The 21,704-nt window shown below is 72.7% G+C and carries 19 protein-coding genes and 2 tRNA genes; 11 read left to right on the top strand and 10 right to left on the bottom strand.

Annotated elements, in window-relative coordinates:
- Window positions 1-84 precede the first annotated feature (84 nt).
- Window positions 85-291 (top strand): hypothetical protein, encoded by a 207-nt coding sequence (locus tag ACH4PU_RS02535; protein ID WP_398264751.1) that lies wholly within the window; start codon window positions 85-87, stop codon window positions 289-291.
- A 51-nt stretch (window positions 292-342) separates the two neighbouring features.
- On the opposite strand, the gene ACH4PU_RS02530 is transcribed toward ACH4PU_RS02535, so the two are convergent.
- On the bottom strand, window positions 343-1,707 hold the full coding sequence (locus tag ACH4PU_RS02530; protein WP_398264749.1) for an ABC1 kinase family protein: 1,365 nt from the start codon (window positions 1,705-1,707) through the stop codon (window positions 343-345).
- A gap of 42 nt (window positions 1,708-1,749) precedes the next feature.
- Window positions 1,750-3,033 (bottom strand): ThiF family adenylyltransferase, encoded by a 1,284-nt coding sequence (locus ACH4PU_RS02525; protein ID WP_398264747.1) that lies wholly within the window; start codon window positions 3,031-3,033, stop codon window positions 1,750-1,752.
- 215 nt (window positions 3,034-3,248) lie between these two features.
- Here ACH4PU_RS02525 and ACH4PU_RS02520 point away from each other — a divergent pair, with 215 nt between their 5' ends.
- Window positions 3,249-3,872 carry a M48 family metallopeptidase gene (locus ACH4PU_RS02520; RefSeq protein WP_185941688.1) on the top strand — a complete coding sequence of 208 codons (624 nt, stop codon included), beginning with the start codon at window positions 3,249-3,251 and terminating at the stop codon, window positions 3,870-3,872.
- 123 nt (window positions 3,873-3,995) lie between these two features.
- Here ACH4PU_RS02520 and ACH4PU_RS02515 read toward each other — a convergent pair whose 3' ends face one another.
- A complete protein-coding gene (locus ACH4PU_RS02515; protein WP_398264745.1) occupies window positions 3,996-4,538 on the bottom strand; it encodes an NUDIX hydrolase in 543 nt (180 codons plus the stop codon).
- On the bottom strand, window positions 4,535-5,998 hold the full coding sequence (locus ACH4PU_RS02510; RefSeq protein ID WP_398264743.1) for a zinc-dependent metalloprotease: 1,464 nt from the start codon (window positions 5,996-5,998) through the stop codon (window positions 4,535-4,537). The genes ACH4PU_RS02515 and ACH4PU_RS02510 overlap by 4 nt, the downstream gene beginning before the upstream one ends.
- A gap of 203 nt (window positions 5,999-6,201) precedes the next feature.
- Here ACH4PU_RS02510 and ACH4PU_RS02505 point away from each other — a divergent pair, with 203 nt between their 5' ends.
- The 3 genes from ACH4PU_RS02505 (at window position 6,202) to ACH4PU_RS02495 (ending at window position 9,474) form a co-directional block, all read left to right on the top strand.
- On the top strand, window positions 6,202-7,326 hold the full coding sequence (locus ACH4PU_RS02505) for an SDR family oxidoreductase (protein WP_040887362.1): 1,125 nt from the start codon (window positions 6,202-6,204) through the stop codon (window positions 7,324-7,326).
- A gap of 111 nt (window positions 7,327-7,437) precedes the next feature.
- A complete protein-coding gene (locus ACH4PU_RS02500) occupies window positions 7,438-7,911 on the top strand; it encodes a molybdenum cofactor biosynthesis protein MoaE (RefSeq protein ID WP_185941685.1) in 474 nt (157 codons plus the stop codon).
- 474 nt (window positions 7,912-8,385) lie between these two features.
- Window positions 8,386-9,474, top strand: a complete 1,089-nt coding sequence (locus tag ACH4PU_RS02495) for a PDZ domain-containing protein (protein ID WP_398264740.1) — start codon at window positions 8,386-8,388, stop codon at window positions 9,472-9,474.
- Between the two features lie 150 nt (window positions 9,475-9,624).
- Here the strand turns inward: ACH4PU_RS02495 and ACH4PU_RS02490 are convergent, their stop codons facing one another.
- Window positions 9,625-10,218: a PPA1309 family protein gene (locus tag ACH4PU_RS02490; protein WP_398264738.1), complete on the bottom strand. Its 594-nt coding sequence runs from the start codon at window positions 10,216-10,218 to the stop codon at window positions 9,625-9,627.
- 143 nt (window positions 10,219-10,361) lie between these two features.
- On the opposite strand from ACH4PU_RS02490, the gene ACH4PU_RS02485 reads away from it, so the two are divergent.
- From ACH4PU_RS02485 to ACH4PU_RS02470, 4 genes are all read left to right on the top strand, one after another.
- Window positions 10,362-13,250 (top strand): UPF0182 family protein, encoded by a 2,889-nt coding sequence (locus ACH4PU_RS02485; protein WP_398265344.1) that lies wholly within the window; start codon window positions 10,362-10,364, stop codon window positions 13,248-13,250.
- A gap of 43 nt (window positions 13,251-13,293) precedes the next feature.
- Window positions 13,294-13,367 (top strand) — tRNA-Met (locus ACH4PU_RS02480).
- Between the two features lie 267 nt (window positions 13,368-13,634).
- On the top strand, window positions 13,635-15,599 hold the full coding sequence (locus ACH4PU_RS02475) for a tetratricopeptide repeat protein (protein WP_398264736.1): 1,965 nt from the start codon (window positions 13,635-13,637) through the stop codon (window positions 15,597-15,599).
- A gap of 91 nt (window positions 15,600-15,690) precedes the next feature.
- Window positions 15,691-15,764 (top strand) — tRNA-Met (locus ACH4PU_RS02470).
- A 143-nt stretch (window positions 15,765-15,907) separates the two neighbouring features.
- On the opposite strand, the gene ACH4PU_RS02465 is transcribed toward ACH4PU_RS02470, so the two are convergent.
- Complete coding sequence (locus tag ACH4PU_RS02465; RefSeq protein ID WP_185940285.1) at window positions 15,908-16,324, bottom strand: Fur family transcriptional regulator; 417 nt, start codon at window positions 16,322-16,324, stop codon at window positions 15,908-15,910.
- A 197-nt stretch (window positions 16,325-16,521) separates the two neighbouring features.
- Here ACH4PU_RS02465 and ACH4PU_RS02460 point away from each other — a divergent pair, with 197 nt between their 5' ends.
- Window positions 16,522-17,976, top strand: a complete 1,455-nt coding sequence (locus tag ACH4PU_RS02460) for a catalase (RefSeq protein ID WP_398264734.1) — start codon at window positions 16,522-16,524, stop codon at window positions 17,974-17,976.
- Between the two features lie 106 nt (window positions 17,977-18,082).
- On the opposite strand, the gene ACH4PU_RS02455 is transcribed toward ACH4PU_RS02460, so the two are convergent.
- Together ACH4PU_RS02455 and hisN are read right to left on the bottom strand one after the other, a co-directional pair.
- On the bottom strand, window positions 18,083-18,493 hold the full coding sequence (locus tag ACH4PU_RS02455) for a cyclic nucleotide-binding/CBS domain-containing protein (RefSeq protein ID WP_398264732.1): 411 nt from the start codon (window positions 18,491-18,493) through the stop codon (window positions 18,083-18,085).
- Window positions 18,494-18,680: 187 nt separating this feature from the next.
- Window positions 18,681-19,487: a histidinol-phosphatase gene (gene hisN, locus ACH4PU_RS02450; protein WP_398264730.1), complete on the bottom strand. Its 807-nt coding sequence runs from the start codon at window positions 19,485-19,487 to the stop codon at window positions 18,681-18,683.
- Window positions 19,488-19,614: 127 nt separating this feature from the next.
- Here hisN and ACH4PU_RS02445 point away from each other — a divergent pair, with 127 nt between their 5' ends.
- On the top strand, window positions 19,615-20,256 hold the full coding sequence (locus tag ACH4PU_RS02445) for a TetR family transcriptional regulator (RefSeq protein ID WP_398264728.1): 642 nt from the start codon (window positions 19,615-19,617) through the stop codon (window positions 20,254-20,256).
- A gap of 19 nt (window positions 20,257-20,275) precedes the next feature.
- Here the strand turns inward: ACH4PU_RS02445 and ACH4PU_RS02440 are convergent, their stop codons facing one another.
- Window positions 20,276-20,599: a multidrug efflux SMR transporter gene (locus ACH4PU_RS02440; protein ID WP_171167244.1), complete on the bottom strand. Its 324-nt coding sequence runs from the start codon at window positions 20,597-20,599 to the stop codon at window positions 20,276-20,278.
- A gap of 86 nt (window positions 20,600-20,685) precedes the next feature.
- On the bottom strand, window positions 20,686-21,693 hold the full coding sequence (rsgA, locus tag ACH4PU_RS02435; RefSeq protein ID WP_398264725.1) for a ribosome small subunit-dependent GTPase A: 1,008 nt from the start codon (window positions 21,691-21,693) through the stop codon (window positions 20,686-20,688).
- Window positions 21,694-21,704 lie beyond the last annotated feature (11 nt).

Raw genomic sequence — 21,704 nt, 5'->3', positions numbered from 1 at the left:
GGGGCCGGTCCGAACGGACCGGCCCCTCGGTGCGTCGGGGTGCGTCGGACGGTCACCGGCCGTTCACGGGGATATCGTCTGGGAGTGGACCAGAAGACGCCTGACGCAGCGCAGTTGGACCCCGAGAACCCCGGCCCCATCATGTGTGCCCGCTGTGGCACCACCGCCGACGGCCCCCCGCCGACCTGGACCTGCTCCGTCGAGAACGGCGCCCGCCGCTATTTCTGCGACGACTGCGCCCGGGCCAACATCAGGGCGATCGAGGGCCGCCTCGACTCCTCCTGGTGGTGACCCCGGGGCCCGCGCCGCACGGGCCCCGGCGTCCCGCCCCGATTCGTACGATCAGGCGGGGGCCTCCTGGCTCCGGCTCCCGGCCGCGAACCCCGGGACCCACGCCTCCATCTCGTCACGCAGCCGCACGGTCGCGCCCAGTTGGCAGAGCACTCCTATGGTGCTGGTGGTGACCCGGTGGATCAGCAGATACGCCGGCGGCAGATTGAGCTGACGGGCCAACTGGTAGGCGGGGGAGCGCGGGTCGGCGATCCGCGTCGCCTGCGCGCGCATCCAGTCCCGCGTGAAGGTGAACTCCTCCAGCTGGGCCGGCTCGATGATCGGCAGCAGATAGTCGAGCACCGCGCCCGGGTCGAGGTCGATCCCCGGCTTGACGAACCCCTCGTCCCGCAGCAGCTCGTGGACCGCCTCCGCGTCGCCCTCCAGCGTCAGCCGCAGCGCCGTCCCGATCTCCGGCGGCAGCCCCTGCGGCAGCCGGTCCACCGTGCCGAAGTCCAGCACGCCCAGCCGCCACTTCTCGGCCGGACCGCCGGGCGCGCCTCCGGTCAGCAGCCGGAAGTTCCCCGGGTGCGGATCGGCGTGCAGCAGTCCGGTACGGGCCGCTCCGGAGAACAGGAAGCGCGCCAGCAACTGCCCGGCCCGGTCACGCTGCTCCCGGGTGCCGTCCGCTATCACCTCGGACAACGGCACCCCCTCCAGCCACTCCGTCACCAGGACTTGGTCGGTGTGGTGCACCACGTCCGGGACGACGACGTCCGCGTCCCCGGTGAACTCCCGGGCGTGGGCGGCCTGGGCGCGCGCCTCCAGCCCGTAGTCCAGCTCCTCGGAGACCCGGTCCCGCAACTCGGTGATCAAGGGCTTGATGTCCATGCCCGGGACCAGCGGCCCCAGCAGCCGGGCGAACCGGCCCAGTTGGGTGAGGTCGGACAGCAGCGCCTCCCCGGCCCCCGGGTACTGCACCTTGACCGCGACCTCACGCCCGTCGTGCCAGACCGCCCGGTGCACCTGCCCGATCGACGCCGCGGCGGCCGGCTTGTCGTCGAACTCCTCGAACAGGTCGCGCCAGTCATCGCCCAGCCGCTCCGCCAGGGCCGCGTGCACCGACTTCACCGGCATCGGGGGCGCCGCCTCCTGAAGCTTGGTCAGCGCCGCCCGGTACGGGCCCGCGACCTGCTCCGGAAGCGCCGACTCGAAGACGGACAACGCCTGGCCGAGCTTCATCGCCCCGCCCTTGAGCTGGCCCAGCGTGGCGAACAACTGCTCGGCGGTGCGCTGCTGCAACTCCGCGGCGATCATCTCCGCCGGCCGCCCGCCGATGCGTTTGCCGAGCCCGAGCGCGGTGCGTCCGGCGAACCCCAAGGGCAGCGCGGCCAACTTGGCGGTACGAGCGACCGCCTTGCGCGGTAGATCAGACATGCGCCCCTCCAACTAGCTGAACGGCCAGGCCGCGGACGGCGGTTACCCGGGCATTGTCCCGTGCGGGGCCCCCGCCGCCCGGGCGCCACCCCCTTCGGGGGACCGCGCCGCGCCGCACGGACACCGCGGATGCGGCTCGATCGGACGCGGTGACCAGTCCGGACCCGGCAGAGCCAGCTCCAGGCGCGCCCCCGCACCCGCCGCGGACCCACCGTCGAGGAACGCGAGCGCCCACGACACGGTCAGTCCCGCCACGACCGTGGCCAGTGCCATGTCGCAAGACGGTACCTCCGCCCGTCGGCCGGACTTCCACTGGGCGACCATCCGGGGCCAGGCCGCGTCCCGCTCCGCCCGGCCCAGCGCCAGGCACTCGGCGCACGCCGACCGCCCCGGCAGCACCAACGGACCGACCACTCCCGTGGCCTCCGCCACCCCCGCGTACAGATGGGGCGTCCCCGCCGCCATCGCCTCCCGGGCCCCCGCCGGATCGGGCGCCCACACCGCGACCCCGTCCCGGGGCGCGAACACCGTCAGGGCCAGTGGAGGCGCGAACTCCCCGGCCTCAGCCCCTTCGGCCCGCGCCCGCGTCCTCGGCCGGGGTACCGGCGCCGCCTCCCGCACCGCCCGCCGGGCCGCCGCGTCCCGCCGCTCGCCCGTCCGCTCCGCGCCCACCCCGCAGGGGCCCACGTCCCAGGGCTCGACGTACCCGCCGTCGAGCACGTCCACCTGCCCCACCCCGCACGCCGACAGCAGGGCGGCCACCGCGGCACCCACCCGGCCCGCGCCCCGCACCTGCACCCGTCTCGCCTGCCGCGCGGCCATCAGCCCCATCGCCGCCCCCGGCGCCGGATGCAGTACGGACAGGGAGGCCAGGTCGGGCCGCAGCCGCTCCAGGGCGGGGCCGCGGCTCCGCAGCGCGGCGCCTCCCCGGCCCCCGCCGCGCGCGTCGTCCAGCACCCCGGCCCGGGACAACCGCTCCACCAACGCGTCCGCCCGGCCCTCCGGGAGCCCCATGGCCGCCGCCTCCGTCCGGAGCAGCGGCAGCCCGCGCGTGCCGTCGAGCAGACCGAGGAACGACGCCGTCGCCGTGTCCACCGGACCCACCACCCTCGCGTGGGCGCGCGTCATCCCGAGCTGGAGGACGTCCCGGCGGCGCCAGGCCCGCCGCAGGGCGGGCTTCACCACCGGATGCGCCCCTTCGGCCCCGCCCGCGCCCTCGACCACCGCGTACCCGGTCCCGTCCGTGCTCTCCGTGCTCTCCGTGCTCTCCAGGCCTTCCGTGCTCTCCAGCACCGCGAGCCCGCACCCGCCGTCCGTCCCCACCATGGCTCCCCCTCGTCGCCCGGCACACGCCGCCATCCCGCCGTCGGAGCCGCCGTCCGTCGCCGGTGGACCCAGCATGCACGGCGGCGCCGATGGCCGCGCGAAGTTGTCCACAGGCACGGACTGATAGTCGTACTAGTGCCGTGATGAGGTGGGGAATCACCGACGGCCGGGCGACGGCGGGACTTCCCGCGCCGCCGACGGGGTAACGTCGTGGCGTGCCCGTCGACCCCCTGCACAGTGCCGCACGACCACCGCGCGGCGGGCCGAGCCCGCTCGGCCCGCCCTTCCTGGGGACGGAGGCGTTCCCGGCGGCCGAGACCCGCCCGGTGGAGGTCCGCCGGAGCGCGCGCCGGCGCAGAACCGTCTCCGCCTACCGCGAGGGCGACCGCACGGTGGTCCTCATCCCGGCCCGCATGTCGGACGCCGAGGAGAAGCGGTGGGTGTCCGTGATGCTCGACCGGCTCGCGGCCCAGGAGAGCAAGCGGATACTCGGTGACGCCGAGCTCGCGGAACGGGCGGAGCGCCTCTCCGGGCAGTACCTCGGCGGCCGGGCCCGGCCCGACAGCGTCCGCTGGGTCACCAACCAGAACACCCGCTGGGGCTCCTGCACCCCCGCCGAGGGCAGCATCCGCCTCTCGCACCGGCTGCAGGGCATGCCCGAGTACGTCGTGGACTACGTCCTCCTGCACGAGCTGGCACACCTGCTCGTCCCCGGGCACGGGCCCGCCTTCTGGCGGCTCCTGGAGGCGTACCCGCGCACCGAGCGCGCGCGGGGCTACCTGGAGGGCGTCGTCGCCGCGGGCCGGCTGCCGCACCTCCCCGCCGCCCGCAGCGAATGAGCCCCCGGGCGGCGGGAAGCCCGGAAAGGCCGGAAGGCCGGGGAGGCCGGGGAAGCGCGGGAGAGCGGCAGAGCGGCAGAGCGGAACCGGAGCGGGGTGCCTCCCACTCCGGCGGCGCAGCGCCTACACCAGCGCCCGCACCCGCTCCACCAGCCGTACCACCGACGTATCGGCCACCGAGGCCACCTCGTCGTAGCCGAACCACCGCAGGTCCAGCGACTCGTCGCTGATCGCCGCCTCGGCGCCCTCCGGCGCCAGCGCCGCGTACTGCACGTCCAAGTGCCAGGCGCAGGGCGTGTGGTGCCGGTCCAGCCGGACCGGGCCGCCCGGCAGCAGGGCCAGCCCGCTCGCGATGCCCGACTCCTCCGTGGCCTCGCGCAGCGCGGCCGCCGCCAGCGTGGCGTCCTCCGGCTCGCAGTGGCCGCCCATCTGCAGCCACATCCCCAGCTTGCGGTGGAGCGTCAGCAGTACCCGGCCGCGGGACGGGTCCACCACCAGGGCGCTGGCCGTGACGTGGCCGTCCCGGCAGGCCTTCCACATGCCGTCCGGGTGGCCTGCCAGGTGCTCCAGGTACGCGAGCCGCAGCGCTTCCTGCTGAGCGTCACCGGACGGAGCGGGCCACTCCTTGAGCACCCGTTCCGCGTCCTCCCGAAGGCGAAGGCTCACGCGCCGTCCTCAGGGCCGTGGTCCTTCGAGTCCTCGGAGTCCTTCCTCAGATCCGGCTTGCCCTTGTCCTGACCGCCCCCGGCGGCCTCGCCGAGCATCTTGTCGAGCTCGGAGAAGTCCAGGTGCTCCCGGTGGACGAAGCCGTCCGGGTCGTCCAGGTCACCGGCGGTCGGCAGCATGTCCGGGTGCTCCCACAGCGCGTCCCGGCCCTCGGCACCGCGCGCGTCGGTGAGGGAGGCCCACAGCCGCGACGCGTCGCGCAGCCGGCGCGGACGGAGCTCCAGACCGATCAGGGTCGCGAAGGTCTGCTCGGCCGGGCCGCCGGTCGCCCGGCGGCGGCGCAGCGTCTCGCGCAGCGCCCCGGCGGACGGGAGATGCGGCGCCGCGGCGGCGTGCACGACGGCGTCCACCCAGCCCTCGACCAGCGCCAGCGCGGTCTCCAGCCGGGCCAGGGCCGCCTTCTGCTCCGGCGAGTCCTCCGGCTGGAACATGCCCTGCTGGAGCGCCTCCTGCATCTGCTCGGGCCGGGTGGGGTCGAGCTGGCCGACGACGTCCTCCAGCTTGGAGGTGTCCACCTTGATGCCCCGGGCGTAGCCCTCGACGGCACCGAAGAGGTGCGAGCGCAGCCACGGCACGTGCGCGAACAGGCGCTGGTGGGCGGCCTCGCGCAGCGCCAGGTACAGGCGCACCTCCTCCTGCGGCACCCCGAGGCCGGAACCGAACGCCTCGACGTTCACCGGCAGCAGGGCGGCCTTGCCGGCCGGGCCCAGCGGCAGGCCGATGTCGGTGGAGCCCACGACCTCGCCCGCCAGCACGCCGACGGCCTGGCCGATCTGCGTACCGAACATGGCGCCGCCCATGCTGCGCATCATGCCCAGCAGCGGGCCGGCCATGGCCTGCATCTCCTCGGGCAGCACGTCGCCCATGGCGGATCCGACGCGCTCGGCGACCGGGTCGACCAGCTCCCGCCACACCGGCAGGGTCGCCTCGACCCACTCCGCGCGGCTCCACGCCACGGCCGTGCCGGAGCCCGACGGGAGCGAGGTCACACCGTCCAGCCAGAGGTCGGCCAGCCGGACGGCCTCCTGGACCGCGGACCGCTCGCCGGCCGAGACGCTGGCGTCCTTGGAGCCGTCGGCGGTGCCCTGCGCGACGGTCTGCCGCGCGATGTCCTTGGCCATGTCCCAGTTCACCGGGCCGCCCTCGTACGAGAGCATCTGGCCGAGCTGCTGGAAGGCGGCGCCCAGGTCGCCGGGGTTCATGCCCCCGAAGGCCGGGTTCCCGCCGCCGCCGAACAGCGCGGCGAAGGGATTGTCCGCGCCGCCCGCTCCGGAACCGAATCCGAACGGGTTCGCCGGATCCTGTCCACGGCCACCCTGGTCACCGCCCTTCTTCTTGCCGTTGTCGCCGTCCTCCGGCTCCTCCGGCGGAAGATTGAATCCGAATGGGGTGTCACTCACGGGTTTCCTCGGCTCCTAGGGCCGCCGGCGATGGCCGACGGCGAATGCCCGACAACACCACCCAGCGTAGACACCTCCCCGGTATCGGGGCTTGGTGCTCCACCGGCTCGGGGCCTGCGGCAGGATGGACGTCACCTGGTACGTACGGGTCATGACACAGGTGATGACACATACGTACTGAAGACAACCGCTGGAGACGCCCGGTGAGTTCCCCCGACCGAGAAGTTCGCGCAGCGCGAAACGGTTCCGCGCGAGACAGTACGAGCCCGACCGGCCGACGGCCCGTGGTCGCGGTCACCGGCGCCGCCCGCGGCGTCGGTGCGCTGCTCACCCGGCGGCTCGCCGCGTCCGAGGAGGTCAAGCACGTCCTCGCCATCGACGAGCGCCGCGGCGACGTCAGCGAGGCGCAGTGGCACGTCCTGGACGTCCGCGACCCGGCGATCGCGGAGAAGCTGCGGGGCGCCGACGTCGTCGTCCACCTCGCGCTCGACCTGGACCTGGAGACCGACCCGGCCGCCCGCACCGCCTACAACGTGCGCGGCACCCAGACCGTGCTGACGGCCGCCGCGGCGGCCGGGGTGCACCGCGTGGTGCTGTGCACCTCGGCGATGGTCTACGGCGCGCACCCCGACAACGACGTGCCCCTCGACGAGGACGCCGAGCTGCGGGCGACCGCCGAGGCCACCGGCGTCGGCGATCTGCTGGAGATCGAGCGCCTGGCCCGCCGCGCGCCCCGGGCGCACCCCGGGCTGAACGTCACCGTGCTGCGGCCCGCCGTCCTCGTCGGGGGCACGGACACGGCCCTGACCCGTTACTTCGAGTCGCCGCGGCTGCTGGTGGTGGCCGGGTCCCGGCCGGTGTGGCAGTTCTGCCACGTGGAGGACCTGGTGAGCGCCCTGGAGTTCGCCGCCCTGGAGAAGGCCGAGGGCGAGCTGGCGGTGGGCTGTGACGGCTGGCTGGAGCAGGAGGAGGTCGAGGAGCTCACCGGCATCCGCCGGATGGAGCTGCCGTCGGCCGTGGCGCTGGGGGCGGCTTCCCGGCTGCACCGCCTGGGCCTGACGCCGTCCCCCGCGGGCGACCTCGAGTACACGATGCACCCCTGGGTGGTCAGCGGCCACCGGCTGCACGCCGCCGGCTGGCGGCCGCGCTGGACCAACGAGGAGGTCCTGGCGGAGCTGCTGGAGGAGGTCGCCGGACGGCACACGGTCGCCGGCCGGCGGCTCGGCCGCAAGGACGCGACGGCGGCCGGCGCGGCCGGGGCCACCGTGGCGCTGCTGGGCACGGCGGCCCTGGTACGGCGGGCGCGCAAGGCCCGGCGGCGGGTGTAGCGAAGTCTCCCGGCGGGGGGCCTGCTCCGCGGGGGCCGGCGCCCTCCGGGACGGGCGCCGGCGGGAATATCGCGGCCCGGCCCGGCCGGAGGACGGCCGGCGTACGGCACGATGGGGCGCATGTCCCGTACGTACGAAGATCCTTCCGGGCCCGCCGTCCCCGATCCGGGCCCCCTGCGTCTCGTGGCGGTCCGCGAGACCCCGCTCTCCCTGGACGAGGTCTTCGCCGCGGTGGGCGACCCCGCCGCCGGCGGCACCGCGCTCTTCGTGGGCACGGTGCGCGACCACGACGGCGGGGCCTCCGTCGCCGGGCTCGGCTACTCGGCGCACCCCACGGCCGGGGAGGCGCTGCGGAGGGTGGCCGAGAAGGTGGCGGCGGACTTCCCGGTGCGGGCGCTGGCCGCGGTGCACCGCGTCGGCGAGCTGACCATCGGGGACCTGGCCGTCGTCGTCGCCGTCTCCTGCCCGCACCGCGCGGAGGCGTTCGCGGCCTGCCGCCGCCTCATCGACGACCTCAAGCGCGAGGTGCCGATCTGGAAGCACCAGGTCTTCTCGGACGGCACAGAAGAGTGGGTCGGCGCGTAGCGCCGTCGTTGTGGGGTGGTGGCCGGGTGACGGGTGGGAGGGTCGGCGCGTAGCGCGATCGCCTCTCGTGCCCGGAACGGGCCACCCGAGTTGCGTAACCCCCGCCCTGACGTGAGCGTTGAGACGGCAAACGATTAATGTGCTCATCGGTAAGTCGCGAGGAGTAAGAGGTCGGAGGCCGTTATGGCGGCGCTCGCTTGGTTGCTGATCCCGGTTGCCGCGGCCGTGGCCGCCGCCCTGTGGGGAAGCTGGGCGGCCCGGAACCGCAAGGCAGGCGATGTCTCCGAGCTCGCGGGATACGCGAAGTTCCGCGAGGCCATGGAGCGTTCGGACTCCGGGGCCGGATCCCCGTAACGTGGTTCCGGTGGGCCCCGGAAGCCGGATTTCCGCGTGACATGGGCCCCGGCAGGCACTTCTGCCCCGTACGGACCGCCCCGGAAGTGGACTGTCAGACCTGTCCCGTACTGTCGTTCCATGCCCCGCCGCACCGCGACGATGCTCGCCTCCCTGCTGACCCTGATCGCGCTGCTCTGCGCCGGCGTGCTGATCCCCGTGCCGTACGCGGAGATGTCGCCGGGGCCGACGGTGAACACCCTGGGCGATCACGACGGGGAGCCGGTGCTGCAGATCTCCGGGCGCAAGACGTATCCGACCAGCGGGCACCTCAACATGACCACGGTCCGGGTCACCGGCTCGCAGTACCGGATGAACATGATCGAGGCGGTCTACGGCTGGCTGGACCACGACAAGCTGGTGGTCCCGCACAGCACGCTCTACCCGGACGACAAGTCTCCCGACCAGCTCAACCAGGAGACCGCCGAGGAGTTCAGCCAGTCCCAGGAGAGCGCCAAGGTGGCGGCGCTCAAGCAGCTGGACATCCCCGTTCCCACCCGCATCGTGGTGGCCTCCGTCGTCAAGGCGAGCCCCGCCGAGGGCGCGCTGCACGCGGGCGACGTGATCAAGGCGGTGGACGGCTCGGAGGTCCGGCAGCCCGGCGACGTCGCGAAGTTCGTCACCCGGCACAAGCCCGGCGAGAAGGTCGCCTTCACGGTCGTCCCGGCCAAGGAGGCCGCCGCCGCGGAGAAGGAGAAGCGGCAGCCGCGCGGGACGGAGACCGTCACCGTGGTGACGCGTGAGGCGCCCGGTGACAAGCGGGCCATCGTGGGCATCCAGGCGGGGACGGCGCACACCTTCCCGTTCCCGATCAACATCAAGCTGGCCGACGTCGGCGGGCCGAGCGCCGGCCTCATGTTCGCCCTGGGGATAGTCGACAAGTTGACACCGGACGACCTGACCGGCGGGAAGTTCGTCGCCGGTACCGGGACGATCGACGACGACGGCAAGGTCGGGCCGATCGGCGGCATCGAGATGAAGACGGTCGGCGCCCGGAACAAGGGGGCCCGGTTCTTCCTGACCCCCAAGGACAACTGCGCGGCCGCCGCCAAGGACACCCCGTCCGGGCTGACGCTCGTCAAGGTGGAGACGATAGGCGACGCGCTGAAGTCCCTGGAGAAGATCCGCAAGGGGGATGAGGCCGGCCTGCCGCGCTGCACGGCAGGCTGAGCGCTCCGTTCGCCCTACGGTTCGGTGGCCGCGGGCCGTCCGTGGCCGGTCGCGCGGTTCCCCGCGCCCCCATGGGGGCGCGGTACCGCACCGGACTTCGACGAGTCCGCTTCGTCACGCGTTCCCGGCCGGGAAGGCAGGCGGAAGGGCTCAGTCCGCGAAGGTCGCGGCCAGTGCCTCGGCCAGACCGGGCACCAGGTCGGGGCCGGTGAGCACCTCGGTCGGCGAGTCCTTCTCGCGCAGCCGGACGGCGGACTCCCGGGCCCCGTCCCGCAGCACGGCGACTGTCATCCGCACCTCCTGCCGCTCCGGGTGCTTCGCGACCCACTTGGCGAGCTGCTTCTCGTTCATCCCGTGGGGCACGGCGCCCTCGGCGGACGGCGGGAGCATCAGCCGCTCCACGGTCAGGGCACAGCCCGTCACCGCGTCCGGCCAGGCGATGGTGGCGAGGAACTCGTCGAGGGCGGCGCCCGCGGGCAGTTCGTCCTGCTCGATGGGGGTGTAGGAGGAGGCGGCCGCGCCGGCCGCCTCGTCGAGGCCGAGCTGGGCGGCCAGGGCGGGCTCCTGGGTGCGGAGCTTCGCGGTGTCGACGAGGGCGAAGAGCCGGGCGGGCTGGTCCCAGCCGAGGCCGGAGGCGTAGTCGTCGATCTCGAGGACGGCGCGGGTCAGCGGGCTGGCGGCCATCGGGGGCGTGCCCGCTTCGGGGCGATCGGGGTGGCTCGGGGAGCCGGCATTGCTGGACATGCCCAATATCGTGCCCTGAGAGGGGCCGAAATCGGGAACCGAGTAAAGCCTCGGTAAGTTGCCACACTGGGTCCTACTATCGCCAGGGCCTGATCGACAGCTCCCTTACAGCGAACTTCGAGGTGCGCACCTTGGCTTTCCAGATGCCGGACCGCGGCGGAGGCCCGACAGGGCCACGGATCAGAGTCGGCCGACCGTCCCGGCGCGTCCGGACCCTGCTGATGACCTTGGGTGTGCTGGCCGCGCTGGCCATGCTCTTCGTCATGTTCGCGGGGTTCTGGACGGACTGGCTCTGGTACCGCTCGGTGCACTATTCGTCGGTCTTCACCACCACCCTCGGCACCAAGATCGGCCTGTTCGCCGTCTTCGGCCTGCTGATGGCCGTGGCGGTGGGGTTCAACATCTGGCTGGCGCACCGGCTGCGGCCGCCGCTGAGCGCGATGTCGGCCGAGCAGCAGAGCCTCGACCGCTACCGGATGAGCATCGCGCCGTACAAGAAGTGGGTGCTGCTGGCGGTCACCGCGCTGGTCGGCCTGGTGGCGGGCGCGTCCGCGGCCGGGCAGTGGCGCACCTGGCTCCAGTGGATCAACGGCGTCTCCTTCCACCAGAAGGACCCGCAGTTCCACAAGGACATCTCCTTCTACACGTTCGACCTGCCCTGGTACCGCTTCCTGCTGAGCTTCGGCTTCGCGGCGGCCGTGCTGTCGCTGATCGCCGCGGCCCTGGTGCACTACCTCTACGGCGGTCTGCGGCTGACCAGCCCGGGCCACCGGGCCACCGCGGCGGCCACCGGGCACCTGTCCGTCCTGCTGGGCCTGTTCGTCGCGCTCAAGGCCGTGGCGTACTGGCTGGACCGGTACGGGCTGGCCGTGAAGTCGAGCGGGCTGCGGTCGGCGGACGGCTGGACGGGTCTGCGGTACGTGGACGCCAACGCCTATCTGCCGGCCAAGACGATCCTCTTCATCATCGCGCTGATCTGCGCGGTGCTGTTCTTCGCGACGCTCTGGCGGCGCACCTGGCAGCTCCCGGTCATCGGCTTCGGCCTGATGGTGCTCTCGGCGATACTGATCGGCGGGCTCTACCCGGCGATCGTGCAGAAGTTCCAGGTCTCGCCGAACGAGCAGACCAAGGAAGCGCCGTACATCGCCAAGAACATCAAGGCGACGCGGGCGGCGTACGGGATCGACGACACCAAGGTCGACGACCGGTACCCGGGCAAGAGCGACGCCGGCGGCAAGGACAAGAACAAGCTGCGCGAGATGGCGAACTCCACCGCGAGTCTGCGGCTGCTGGACCCGAACATCGTCTCGCCGGCCTTCCAGCAGGAGCGCCAGGACCGCGGCTACTACCAGTTCCCGTCCACCCTGGACGTCGACCGCTACACGGTGCAGGGCAAGGAGCAGGACACCGTCATCGGCCTGCGCGAGCTCAACATCAAGGGCATTCCCGAGCGGAACTGGATCAACGACCACTTCAAGTACACCCACGGCTACGGCGCGGTGACCGCCAAGGGCACCTCGGTGCCCAAGGGCGGCGGTCCGGACTTCCAGTCGGACGGCACCCTGGGCTCGTACGAGCCGCGCGTGTACTACGGGGAGAAGACCACCCAGTACTCCATCGTCGGCGGGCCGCAGAAGGAGATCGACAAGCCCGGTGACGAGGGCAAGGAGAGCTTCGGCTACGACGGCAAGGGCGGCGTGGCGCTGTCCAACCCGGTCAATCGCGCGGCGTACGCCGTGGCGTTCGGCGAGCCGAAGATCCTCTACTCGGGCGCCATCGGCAAGGGCTCCAAGATCCTCTACAACCGGACGCCGAAGGAGCGCGTCGAGGCGGTGGCCCCCTGGCTCACCATCGACGGCGACGCCTACCCCGCCGTGGTGGAGCATCGCATCCAGTGGATCGTGGACGCCTATACGACGACCAACGGCTATCCGTACGCCTCCCGCACCACGCTGGGCGACACCACCACCGACTCGTTGACGACCGGTCAACGCGCCGTTGTCGCACAGCAGAACCAGGTCAACTACATCCGCAACTCGGTGAAGGCGACCGTCGACGCCTACGACGGCACGGTCAAGCTCTACCAGTGGGACACCGAGGATCCGGTGCTCAAGACCTGGATGAAGGCGTTCCCGGGGACGGTCAAGCCGAAGGGCGAGATCAGCACGGATCTGAAGGCGCATCTGCGCTACCCGCAGGACCTGTTCAAGGTGCAGCGCGAGCTGCTGGCCCGCTACCACGTCACCGACCCGGCGGCGTTCTACACGGGCAGCCAGCGCTGGCAGGTGCCGGACGACCCGACCAACAAGGGCAACGCGGTGCCGCCGTACTACCTGAGCATGCGGATGCCGGACCAGAAGGACCAGACGTTCTCGCTGACGACGACCTTCACGCCCAAGAACCGCCCCAACCTGGGCGCGTTCATGGCGGTCGACGCGGACGCGAAGAGCGACGGCTACGGCCGGATCAGAATCCTCGAGCCCAAGGGCGCGGTCTGGGGCCCCGAGCAGGCGCAGTCCAATTTCAACAGCAATTCGGACGTCGCCAGTCTGATCAGGCTCCTCAAGGGCGGCGATTCCGAGGTCGAGTACGGAAATCTGCTGACGGTGCCCCTGGACGGCGGTTTCCTGTACGTGGAACCCGTGTACGTCCGTGGCGCCAGGGCGAATTACCCGCTGCTGCGGAAGGTGCTCGTCAACTACGGCGAGAAGATCGCCTTCAGGGACACCCTCGATGAGGCCCTGGACGAGGTCTTCGGCAAGCAGCAGGGCGAGACCGGCAAGCAGCCGCCGGACACCACGCGTCCGTCCACCGCCAACCCCACGGTCAAGCAGGCGGTCAAGGACGCGCAGGACGCGTGGGCCGCCGGACAGAAGGCGCTGGAGCAGAAGGACTTGGAGGCGTACGGCAAGGCGCAGAAGAGTCTGAAGGACGCCCTCGACCGGCTGGGCAAGGCCGAGGAGGAGGCCGAGAAGAAGACGGACGGCAAGCCCGCCGACAAGCAGGACGAGGGGAAGCGGACCGGCGGTTAGCCGAAGCCCCGCCCCGCGCCGTGGTACGGTTGTTCCACAACAGCGCGGGGTGGAGCAGCTCGGTAGCTCGCTGGGCTCATAACCCAGAGGTCGCAGGTTCAAATCCTGTCCCCGCTACTGAAGACAAGGCCCGGAGTCTCGGACTCCGGGCCTTGTCGTGCGTTCGGAGCGGTGGTAGGGGCCACGCTCCGTGGCCGGCCGACGGGGGACCACCGTTCGCATCCGGCGCCACGCTGCTCTGTGCGGGTTATGTGCGGGGCTTTTGATTAGAGTTTGGGGCATCGCTGTGTCGGGAAGTCGGGAAGTCGACAAAACGCCGAAGTGACCTCACTGGCTACGGCATTCCAGGTGTACACAGGTTGCGGGAGTGCGACGATGGGACGTATGGGGGACAAGGCGAGGCTGGTGGACGCACGTCGGCTGGTAGGGGCTCCCGTCCGGGGGAGTGAGCAGGGGACCGACCGGGGGAGCGACCCGGACGGACAAGGCGGGCAGGTCCCGTCCCAGACGTCCGTCACCGCCCCCACGGGCGCCTCCGCGGACGCCGCCGATCTGGAGCTCGAAACCGCCCGCCGCCGCGCCGAATCCGGCGACCCCGCCGCCCTGAGCACCCTCGGCGCGCTGCTGCTGCGCCGCGGCGACCTGGACGCCGCGGAGCGCTGCCTGCGCGCCGCCACCGCCGAGGGCGACCGCTCCGCCGCCAACAACCTGGGCGTCCTGCTGCACCAGCGCGGCTACCCCGACGAAGCAGCCGGCTGGTGGCGGGTCGCCGCCGTCGCCGGTTCCGCCGCCGCCGCGCACGCCCTGGGCCGCTACCACCGCGAGCGCGGCGACGAGCCCGCCGCCGAGTACTGGCTGCGGCAGTCCGCCGAGTCCGGGCACGCCCTCGGCGCCTACGCCCTCGCCGACCTCCTGGAGCACCGCAGCGACGTCGGCGCGGAGCGCTGGTTCCGGTCCGCCGCCGAGCGGGGCCACCGCGAGGCGGCGTACCGCCTCGCCCGCATCCTCGACGGCCGCGCCCCCGGCTCCGCCGCCAACCGTCCCAGTGTCCTCCCCGGCCCGGCCCCGGCGGCCGGCGGCCGCCGCACCCCCGTCGGCGGCGGGGACACCTCCGTACGCGACCTGCGGGCCGCCGCCGCGGTCGGCAAGGAGCGCGGGCCCGCCGCCGAGGCCGAGCAGTGGTACCGCCAGGCCGCCGCCCGCGGCCACCGCCGCGCCGCCCTCCACCTGGGCACCCTGCTGGAGGCGCGCGGCGAGATCCAGGAGGCGGCCCGCTGGTACCTGACCTCCGCCAAGGACGGCGAGTCCCGCGCCGCCTGCGCCCTCGGCTTCCTGCTCCGCGACGCCGGCGACAACGACAGCGCCGCCGTCTGGTGGCGCCGGGCCGCCCAGGACGGCGACGGCAACGCGGCCAACGCCCTGGGCGCCCTGCACGCCGACCGCGGCGAGGCCCAGCAGGCCGAGCGCTGGTACCGCGCCGCCCTGGACGCCGGTGACGTCAACGGCGCGTACAACCTCGCCCTGCTCTGCGCCGAGCAGGGCCGGTCCGCCCAGGCCGAGCAGTGGTACCGGCGCGCCGCCTACGCGGGCCACCGGGAAGCCGCCAACGCCCTCGCCGTCCTCCTGCTCCAGGCCGGCGACCCGGCGGGCGCCGAGCCGTGGTTCTCCAAGGCGGCCGAGGCCGGCAGCGTCGACGCCGCGTTCAACCTGGGCATCCTGTACGCCGGGAGGCACGACGAGCGGGAGGCGCTGCGCTGGTACGAGCGCGCCGCCGCCGCCGGGCACACCGAGGCCGCCCTCCAGGTCGCCATGGCCCTGCTGCGGGACGGGGGCCAGGAGGACGCCGAGGAGGCCGAGCGCCACCTGCGGATCGCGGCCCGCGGCGGCAGCGCCGAGGCGGCGTTCCGGCTCGCGAGCCTGCTGGACCGGGAGGACCGCGGCGAGGGCGCCGCGGCCGAGTGCGAGGAGTGGTACGACCGCGCCGCCCGCCAGGGGCACCGGCGGGCCCAGGTGCGGCTCGGGATGATCGTGGCGGCCCGCGGCGACGTCGTCCGAGCCGCCCGCTGGTACCGGGAGGCGGCGGAGGCGGGCAGCCGGAACGGCGCGTTCAACCTCGGGCTGCTGCTGGCCCGCGAGGGCAGCGAGCCGGAGGCCGCGCTGTGGTGGACGCGGGCCGCCGAGGCCGGGCACGGCCGCGCGGCCCTCCGGCTGGCCCTGCTGGCCGCCCGGCACGGCGATCTCACGGAGGCCCAGCTGTGGTGCGCCCAGGCGGTCGAGTACGGCCCGGCCGAGGTCGCCGAGCGGGCGGCGCGGCTGCGGGACGCCCTCCAGCAGGAGCTGTCGGCGTGACGGCGGCCCCGGCGGGCCGGACCGCGCGCCACCGGTCGGCGATCACCCGTTTGCGCGGAACGCCGTGACCGGGTTACAGTTGCTTTACCGACGCGGGGTGGAGCAGCTCGGTAGCTCGCTGGGCTCATAACCCAGAGGTCGCAGGTTCAAATCCTGTCCCCGCTACTCCTGACGAAGGCCCGGATCCCAAGGATCCGGGCCTTCGTGCTGTGCTCTCGCAGCCGGCGCGTCGTGAGGCCTGTGATCAGTGAGCCGCGAGTGCGATCAGTGAGCCGCGAGCGAACGCCCCCCCGGCGCCCGCCGTTTCGTCACGCCTCCGAGCAGCCCGGGCACACCCCGCGATAGGTCACCTCGACCGCGGACACCCGGAACCCGAAGCGCTCCTCCGCCGGCAGTCCGGCGAGGAGGTCCCCGGAGGGGTGGACGTCGCGGATGGTGCCGCATCGGGAGCACACCAGGTGCTGGTGCGCGTGGTGGGCGTTCGGGTCGTAGCGTTTCGCCCGGCCGTCGGTGCTCACCTCGATGATCTCGCCGAGGGACACCAGTTCGCCGAGCGTGTTGTAGACCGTCGCCCGGGAGATCTCCGGGAGCAGTTCGGTCGCCTTGGCGTGCACTTCGTCGGCGGTGTAGTGCACATGGTCCCCGTCGAGCACCTCGGCGACGACGCGCCGCTGCGCGGTCAGCCGCCAGCCACGTCCCCGGAGCCGTTCCAGCAGGTCACTCATGCCATTCACCCATCAGTCAGATAGGACCAGCCTAGCAGCGGCAGTCGTCTACCACTGGATCCGGTTTTTATGTCAGCTCCATCTTGACTTAGACAAAGTCCAATGTAAGGATCGATCTCGCCGCGGGGCCGAAGAGGACCGGCCGCGCGGGCAGGACCGAGAAGACGGAGGCGTACGTGACGGTTCAGGACGAGGCCATGACTACAACGGGCCCGCTGACCACGGAGTCCGGAGCTCCGGTCGCGGACAACCAGAACAGCGAGACCGCGGGCATCGGTGGCCCCGTCCTGGTGCAGGACCAGCTGCTGCTGGAGAAGCTCGCGCACTTCAACCGCGAGCGGATCCCGGAGCGCGTCGTGCACGCCCGGGGTGCGGGCGCCTACGGCACCTTCACCGTGACGGCGGACGTCACCCGGTGGACCCGGGCGAACTTCCTGTCCCAGGTCGGTAAGCAGACGGAAACGTTCCTCCGCTTCTCCACCGTCGCCGGCAACCTCGGCTCGGCGGACGCGGTGCGTGACCCGCGCGGCTTCGCGCTGAAGTTCTACACCGAAGAGGGCAACTACGACCTCGTCGGCAACAACACCCCCGTCTTCTTCATCCGGGACGCCATCAAGTTCCCCGACTTCATCCACACCCAGAAGCGCGACCCGTACACCGGCTCGCAGGAGGCGGACAACGTCTGGGACTTCTGGGGTCTGTCGCCCGAGGCCACCCACCAGGTGACCTGGCTCTTCGGCGACCGCGGCATCCCCGCCTCGTACCGCCACATGGACGGCTTCGGCTCGCACACCTACCAGTGGAACAACGAGGCCGGCGAGGTCTTCTGGGTCAAGTACCACTTCAAGACCGACCAGGGCATCAAGAACCTCACGCAGGAGGAGGCCAACCGGCTCGCCGGCGAGGACCCCGACTCCCATCAGCGTGATCTGCGCGAGTCCATCGAGCGCGGCGACTTCCCGAGCTGGACGGTGTCCGTCCAGATCATGCCGGCGGACGAGGCGGCGACCTACCGCTTCAACCCGTTCGACCTGACCAAGGTCTGGCCGCACGCGGACTACCCGCTGCACGAGATCGGCAAGCTGGAGCTCAACCGCAACCCCGACAACGTCTTCGCCGAGGTCGAGCAGTCCGCCTTCTCGCCGTCGCACTTCGTGCCCGGCATCGGACCGTCCCCCGACAAGATGCTCCAGGGCCGGCTGTTCGCCTATGCCGACGCCCACCGCTACCGCGTCGGCATCAACGCCGACCAGTTGCCGGTGAACCGCCCGCACGCCACCACGGCCCGCACCCACGGCCGGGACGGTTACGCCTACGACGGCCGCCACGGCCGGGCGAAGAACTACGAGCCGAACAGCTTCGGCGGCCCCGCCGAGACCGGCCGGCCGCTGTGGCAGCCGGTTGCCGTCACCGGGGCCACCGGCAACATCGCGACTCCCACGCACGCCGAGGACAACGACTTCGTCCAGGCGGGCAACCTCTACCGGCTGATGACGGAGGAGGAGAAGGAGCGCCTGATCGCCAACCTCGCGGGCTTCATCGCCAAGGTGTCGCGTGACGACATCGCGGAGCGGGCGATCAACAACTTCCGCCAGGCGGACCCCGACTACGGCAAGCGGCTGGAGGCCGCGGTCCAGGCCCTGCGCGGCTAGGGCGCTTGTCGTAAGAAACGGAGAGGCCGGACGCCATGGGGCTCCGGCCTCTCCGGCTGTCCGCCGAAGGCCTCTCCGGCTGTCCGCCGAAGGGCGACCGGCCGGCTCACGCCGTCAGCGCCGCACCGTCCTGCCGTAGCCCCCCGTGCGCCACCCAGCAGCGGATGACGTCGCGCACCGAGACCACGCCCACGGTCTCCTTGCCGTCCAGCACGATCAGGTGCCGGAACTCCCCGCGCGACATGGCGGTGGCGGCCTCCTGCAGCGTCCACTCCGGCGCCGCGAAGACCACGTCGGAGGTGGTGTGACGGTGGGCGGTCTCCCGGTCCGGGTCGCACCCGGCGCCGAGCGCGTTGAGGACGTCGCGTTCGGTCAGGATGCCCAGGCCGCTGGTGTCGGGGTCGAGGACGACGGCCGCGCCGACCCGCCGTGCGGACATCAGCCGGGCGGCCTGCCGGAGGGTGTGGGCGGGGCCGATGGTGAGGACGATCGTGCTCATGGCGTCGCGGACGAGCATGGGCGGGCCACCTCCTGCGGGGCGTTTTCACGCATTCACAAGCTGCTCCTCAGCGTGACACGCGACGCCCCGGCGGGGAAGAGGACGGCAATCGGCCGCTTTGCCGACTTTTTGCGCCGCCTTTGAGGTTTCGCGCGGCCGAACGGGCTGTGACGTTCCTGCCGCCACCCCGTCCGCCGCCGACGCCTCAGGTGCGCAGATACCCCAGCAGCTCGTCGTGCAGCAGCCCGTTCGACGCGGCGGCGTTCCCGCTGTGCGGCCCCCGTCGCCCGTCCAGGCCCGTGAACCGGCCGCCGGCCTCCTCCACGATGACGACGTTCGCCGCCATGTCCCACAGCGACAGCTCCGGCTCCGCGCAGATGTCCACCGAGCCCTCGGCGACCATCATGTACGGCCAGAAATCGCCGTAGCCACGCGTCCGCCAGCAGTCCCGCGTCAGGTCCAGGAAACGCGGCAGCAGCCCGCGCTCCTCCCAGCCCGACAGCGAGGAGTACGCGAACGAGGCGTCCGCCATGCGCTCGACCTTGGAGACCGTCAGCCGGCTCGCGGATGTCAGGCTGCGCCCGGTGTACGCGCCCGAGCCCTTCGCCGCCCACCACCGCCGGCCCAGCGCCGGGGCCGACACCACGCCGACGACCGGCTGGTAGTCGACGGTGCCCTCGTGCTCCGTCTGGACCATGAGGGAGATCAGCGTCGCCCAGACGGGCACCCCGCGCACATAGTTCTTCGTGCCGTCGATCGGGTCGATGACCCAGCGGCGCGGGCCGAGGCCCTCGCCGCCGAACTCCTCGCCGAGCACGGCGTCGCGGGGCCGCGCCCGCTGGAGGTGACCGCGGATCAGCTCTTCGGCGGCCTTGTCGGCCTCGCTCACCGGGGTCATGTCCGGTTTGGTCTCGACCTTGAGGTCGAGGGCCTTGAACCGTTCCATGGTCGTCGCGTCGGCGGCGTCCGCCAGGACATGGGCCAAGCGCAGATCATCGTGGTAGTCGGACATAACAGGAACACTACCCGCGGGCCCCGCCCGCGCACGTGCGGCCCGCCCGGGCTCTTGACACCGTCTGGTGGTGCGTCAATTCTGTGGCCACAACCGTCGTGCGGCCGCCAGGCCCCGGGAGGCGACGATGCCCGCGGCACGAGAGCTCCTGCTGGACGCGGCCTACACGGCGCTCGGCATCCGGCCCTGGCACGGGGTCCGGATGGTCGACGTGGCGGCCGCCGCCGGGGTGTCCCGGCAGACCTTGTACAACGAGTTCGGCAGCAAGGACGGCCTGGCCCGGGCCCTGGTCCGGCGCGAGGCGGAGTCCTTCCTGGCCGGTGTGGAACGCTCGCTGGCCGACGCCGTCGGGCGGGAGGACGCCGACGCCGGCGACTGCTGCGCGGCCGCGGCCGTCTGGACGCTGCGCACCGCGCGGGTCAACCCGCTGGTCCGCGCGGCCCTCACCGGCTGCCGCGGCGAGCGGCTGCCCGCCCAGGCGGCCCCCGCCGTACCGGCGCCGCGCACCCCGCCGTCACCGGTGACGGCCCGGAGCGCCCCCACGCCCGGCATCCTGGTGGAGCGCATCACCGGAAGCGCGGCCGGGGCGGCCGGCGAGGCCACCGCCAGGACCGGCCGCCCGCCGGACCCGGCCGCGCTGCGCCGGGCCTGCGAGGCCGCCGTCCGGATGACCCTGTCGTACGTGGTCGCCCCGGCCGGTTCCGACGCCGAGGCGGCCGAGGAGGTGGCCGGCGTCGTCAGGACGCTGCTCGGCGACGGGCGGGAGTGAGCCCCGGGGGCCGGCGTGCTCAGTGCGCGGAGCCCGACAGCTGGAGCCCGATCACTCCGACGATCACGAACGCGATCGAGACCAGCTTCAGCGTGGAGACCAGGTCGTCCAGGAAGACCATGCCGTAGATCGCCGTCCCGGCCGCGCCGATGCCCGTCCACACCGCGTAGGCCGGGCCCACGTCCAGCTTTCGGAGGGAGAGCGTCAGCAGGCCGAAGCTGCCGAGGGCGAAGCAGGCGAAGGCGATCGTCGGCCACAGGCGGGTGAAGCCGTGCGAGAGTTTGAGACAGACGGCGAAGCCGGTTTCCAGAAGTCCTGCGACCACGACCAGCAGCCACGCCATCAGTTTCGCCTCCCGTGTCGTCGACCGCCCCGTCCGTCCCGGTGCTGTTGCACTTGCCATCGGCGGTCATGCGCAAACGTAGGCGATCAGTCGCCTTCGCGCCGCTCCCGGGTGGCCAGAAGCCGCCGCAGCGAGTACAGCCGCTGCGGGTCGGCGTGCCCGTCCGTGACCCACTGGTCCAGCGCGCAGTCCGGCTCGTCGTGGCCGCACGCGCGCGGGCAGCCCTCGGTGCCCGGCTCCAGGTCCGGGAAGGCGTGGATGACGCGCGAGGGGTCGATGTGGTTCAGCCCGAACGACCGCACGCCCGGGGTGTCGATCACCCAGCCGTCACCGCTGGGCAGCGGCAGGGCCAGCGCCGACGTGGTGGTGTGCCGGCCGCGGCCGGTGACCGCGTTGACGTGCCCGGTGGCCCGCTGCCGGTCCGGGACGAGCGCGTTGACGAGCGTGGTCTTGCCGACGCCGGAGTGCCCGACGAACGCGGTCACCCGGCCGTTGAGCCGCTCCCGCACCCGCTCCGCGGCCTCCCCGACGGCCAGTTCCTCGCGGTTGGTGACCACGTACGGCAGGCCCAGCGCGCCGTAGGACTCCATCAGCCTCTCGGCCGGGGCGAGATCCGACTTGGTCAGGACGAGCAGCGGCTCGAGACCCGCGTCGTACGCCGCGACCAGGCAGCGGTCGATCAGCCGGGGGCGCGGCTCGGGGTCGGCCAGGGCGGTGACGATGGCCAGTTGGTCGGCGTTGGCGACCACGACCCGCTCGAACGGGTCGGTGTCGTCGGCCGTCCTGCGGAGCACCGAGCGGCGCTCCTCGACCCGGACGATCCGGGCGAGGGTGTCCTTCTGCCCGCTGAGGTCACCGACGACCGCGACCCGGTCGCCGACGACGACGCCCTTGCGGCCCAGCTCGCGCGCCTTCATGGCCATGACGATCCGGTCCTCGACGAGGACCGTCAGCCGGCCCCGGTCGACGGTGAGGACGAAGCCCTCGGCGGCGTCCTCGTGCTTGGGCCGGATGCTGGTCCGCGGCCGGTTGCCCTTGCGGTTGGGGCGGACGCGGACGTCGTCCTCGTCGGTGTGCTTGCCGTAGCGGCGCATGGTGTTCCGGT

Source organism: Streptomyces sp. NPDC021100, assembly GCF_044333095.1.
Lineage (GTDB): Bacteria > Actinomycetota > Actinomycetes > Streptomycetales > Streptomycetaceae > Streptomyces.
This window is presented reverse-complemented; position numbering and strand designations above follow the sequence as displayed.

What these genes read in the sequence shown, in the direction of transcription:
- ACH4PU_RS02445 (WP_398264728.1), top strand. Translation starts at nt 19,615, where the DNA reads ATGCCCGCGGCACGAGAGCTCCTGCTGGACGCGGCCTACACGGCGCTC.
- rsgA (WP_398264725.1), bottom strand. Translation starts at nt 21,693, where the DNA reads ATGCGCCGCTACGGCAAGCACACCGACGAGGACGACGTCCGCGTCCGC.
- ACH4PU_RS02465 (WP_185940285.1), bottom strand. Translation starts at nt 16,324, where the DNA reads ATGAGTGACCTGCTGGAACGGCTCCGGGGACGTGGCTGGCGGCTGACC.
- ACH4PU_RS02525 (WP_398264747.1), bottom strand. Translation starts at nt 3,033, where the DNA reads ATGGTGGGGACGGACGGCGGGTGCGGGCTCGCGGTGCTGGAGAGCACG.
- ACH4PU_RS02530 (WP_398264749.1), bottom strand. Translation starts at nt 1,707, where the DNA reads ATGTCTGATCTACCGCGCAAGGCGGTCGCTCGTACCGCCAAGTTGGCC.
- ACH4PU_RS02475 (WP_398264736.1), top strand. Translation starts at nt 13,635, where the DNA reads ATGGGGGACAAGGCGAGGCTGGTGGACGCACGTCGGCTGGTAGGGGCT.
- ACH4PU_RS02495 (WP_398264740.1), top strand. Translation starts at nt 8,386, where the DNA reads ATGCCCCGCCGCACCGCGACGATGCTCGCCTCCCTGCTGACCCTGATC.
- ACH4PU_RS02440 (WP_171167244.1), bottom strand. Translation starts at nt 20,599, where the DNA reads ATGGCGTGGCTGCTGGTCGTGGTCGCAGGACTTCTGGAAACCGGCTTC.
- ACH4PU_RS02485 (WP_398265344.1), top strand. Translation starts at nt 10,362, where the DNA reads ATGCCGGACCGCGGCGGAGGCCCGACAGGGCCACGGATCAGAGTCGGC.
- ACH4PU_RS02490 (WP_398264738.1), bottom strand. Translation starts at nt 10,218, where the DNA reads ATGTCCAGCAATGCCGGCTCCCCGAGCCACCCCGATCGCCCCGAAGCG.
- hisN (WP_398264730.1), bottom strand. Translation starts at nt 19,487, where the DNA reads ATGTCCGACTACCACGATGATCTGCGCTTGGCCCATGTCCTGGCGGAC.
- ACH4PU_RS02460 (WP_398264734.1), top strand. Translation starts at nt 16,522, where the DNA reads ATGACTACAACGGGCCCGCTGACCACGGAGTCCGGAGCTCCGGTCGCG.
- ACH4PU_RS02455 (WP_398264732.1), bottom strand. Translation starts at nt 18,493, where the DNA reads ATGCTCGTCCGCGACGCCATGAGCACGATCGTCCTCACCATCGGCCCC.
- ACH4PU_RS02500 (WP_185941685.1), top strand. Translation starts at nt 7,438, where the DNA reads ATGGGGCGCATGTCCCGTACGTACGAAGATCCTTCCGGGCCCGCCGTC.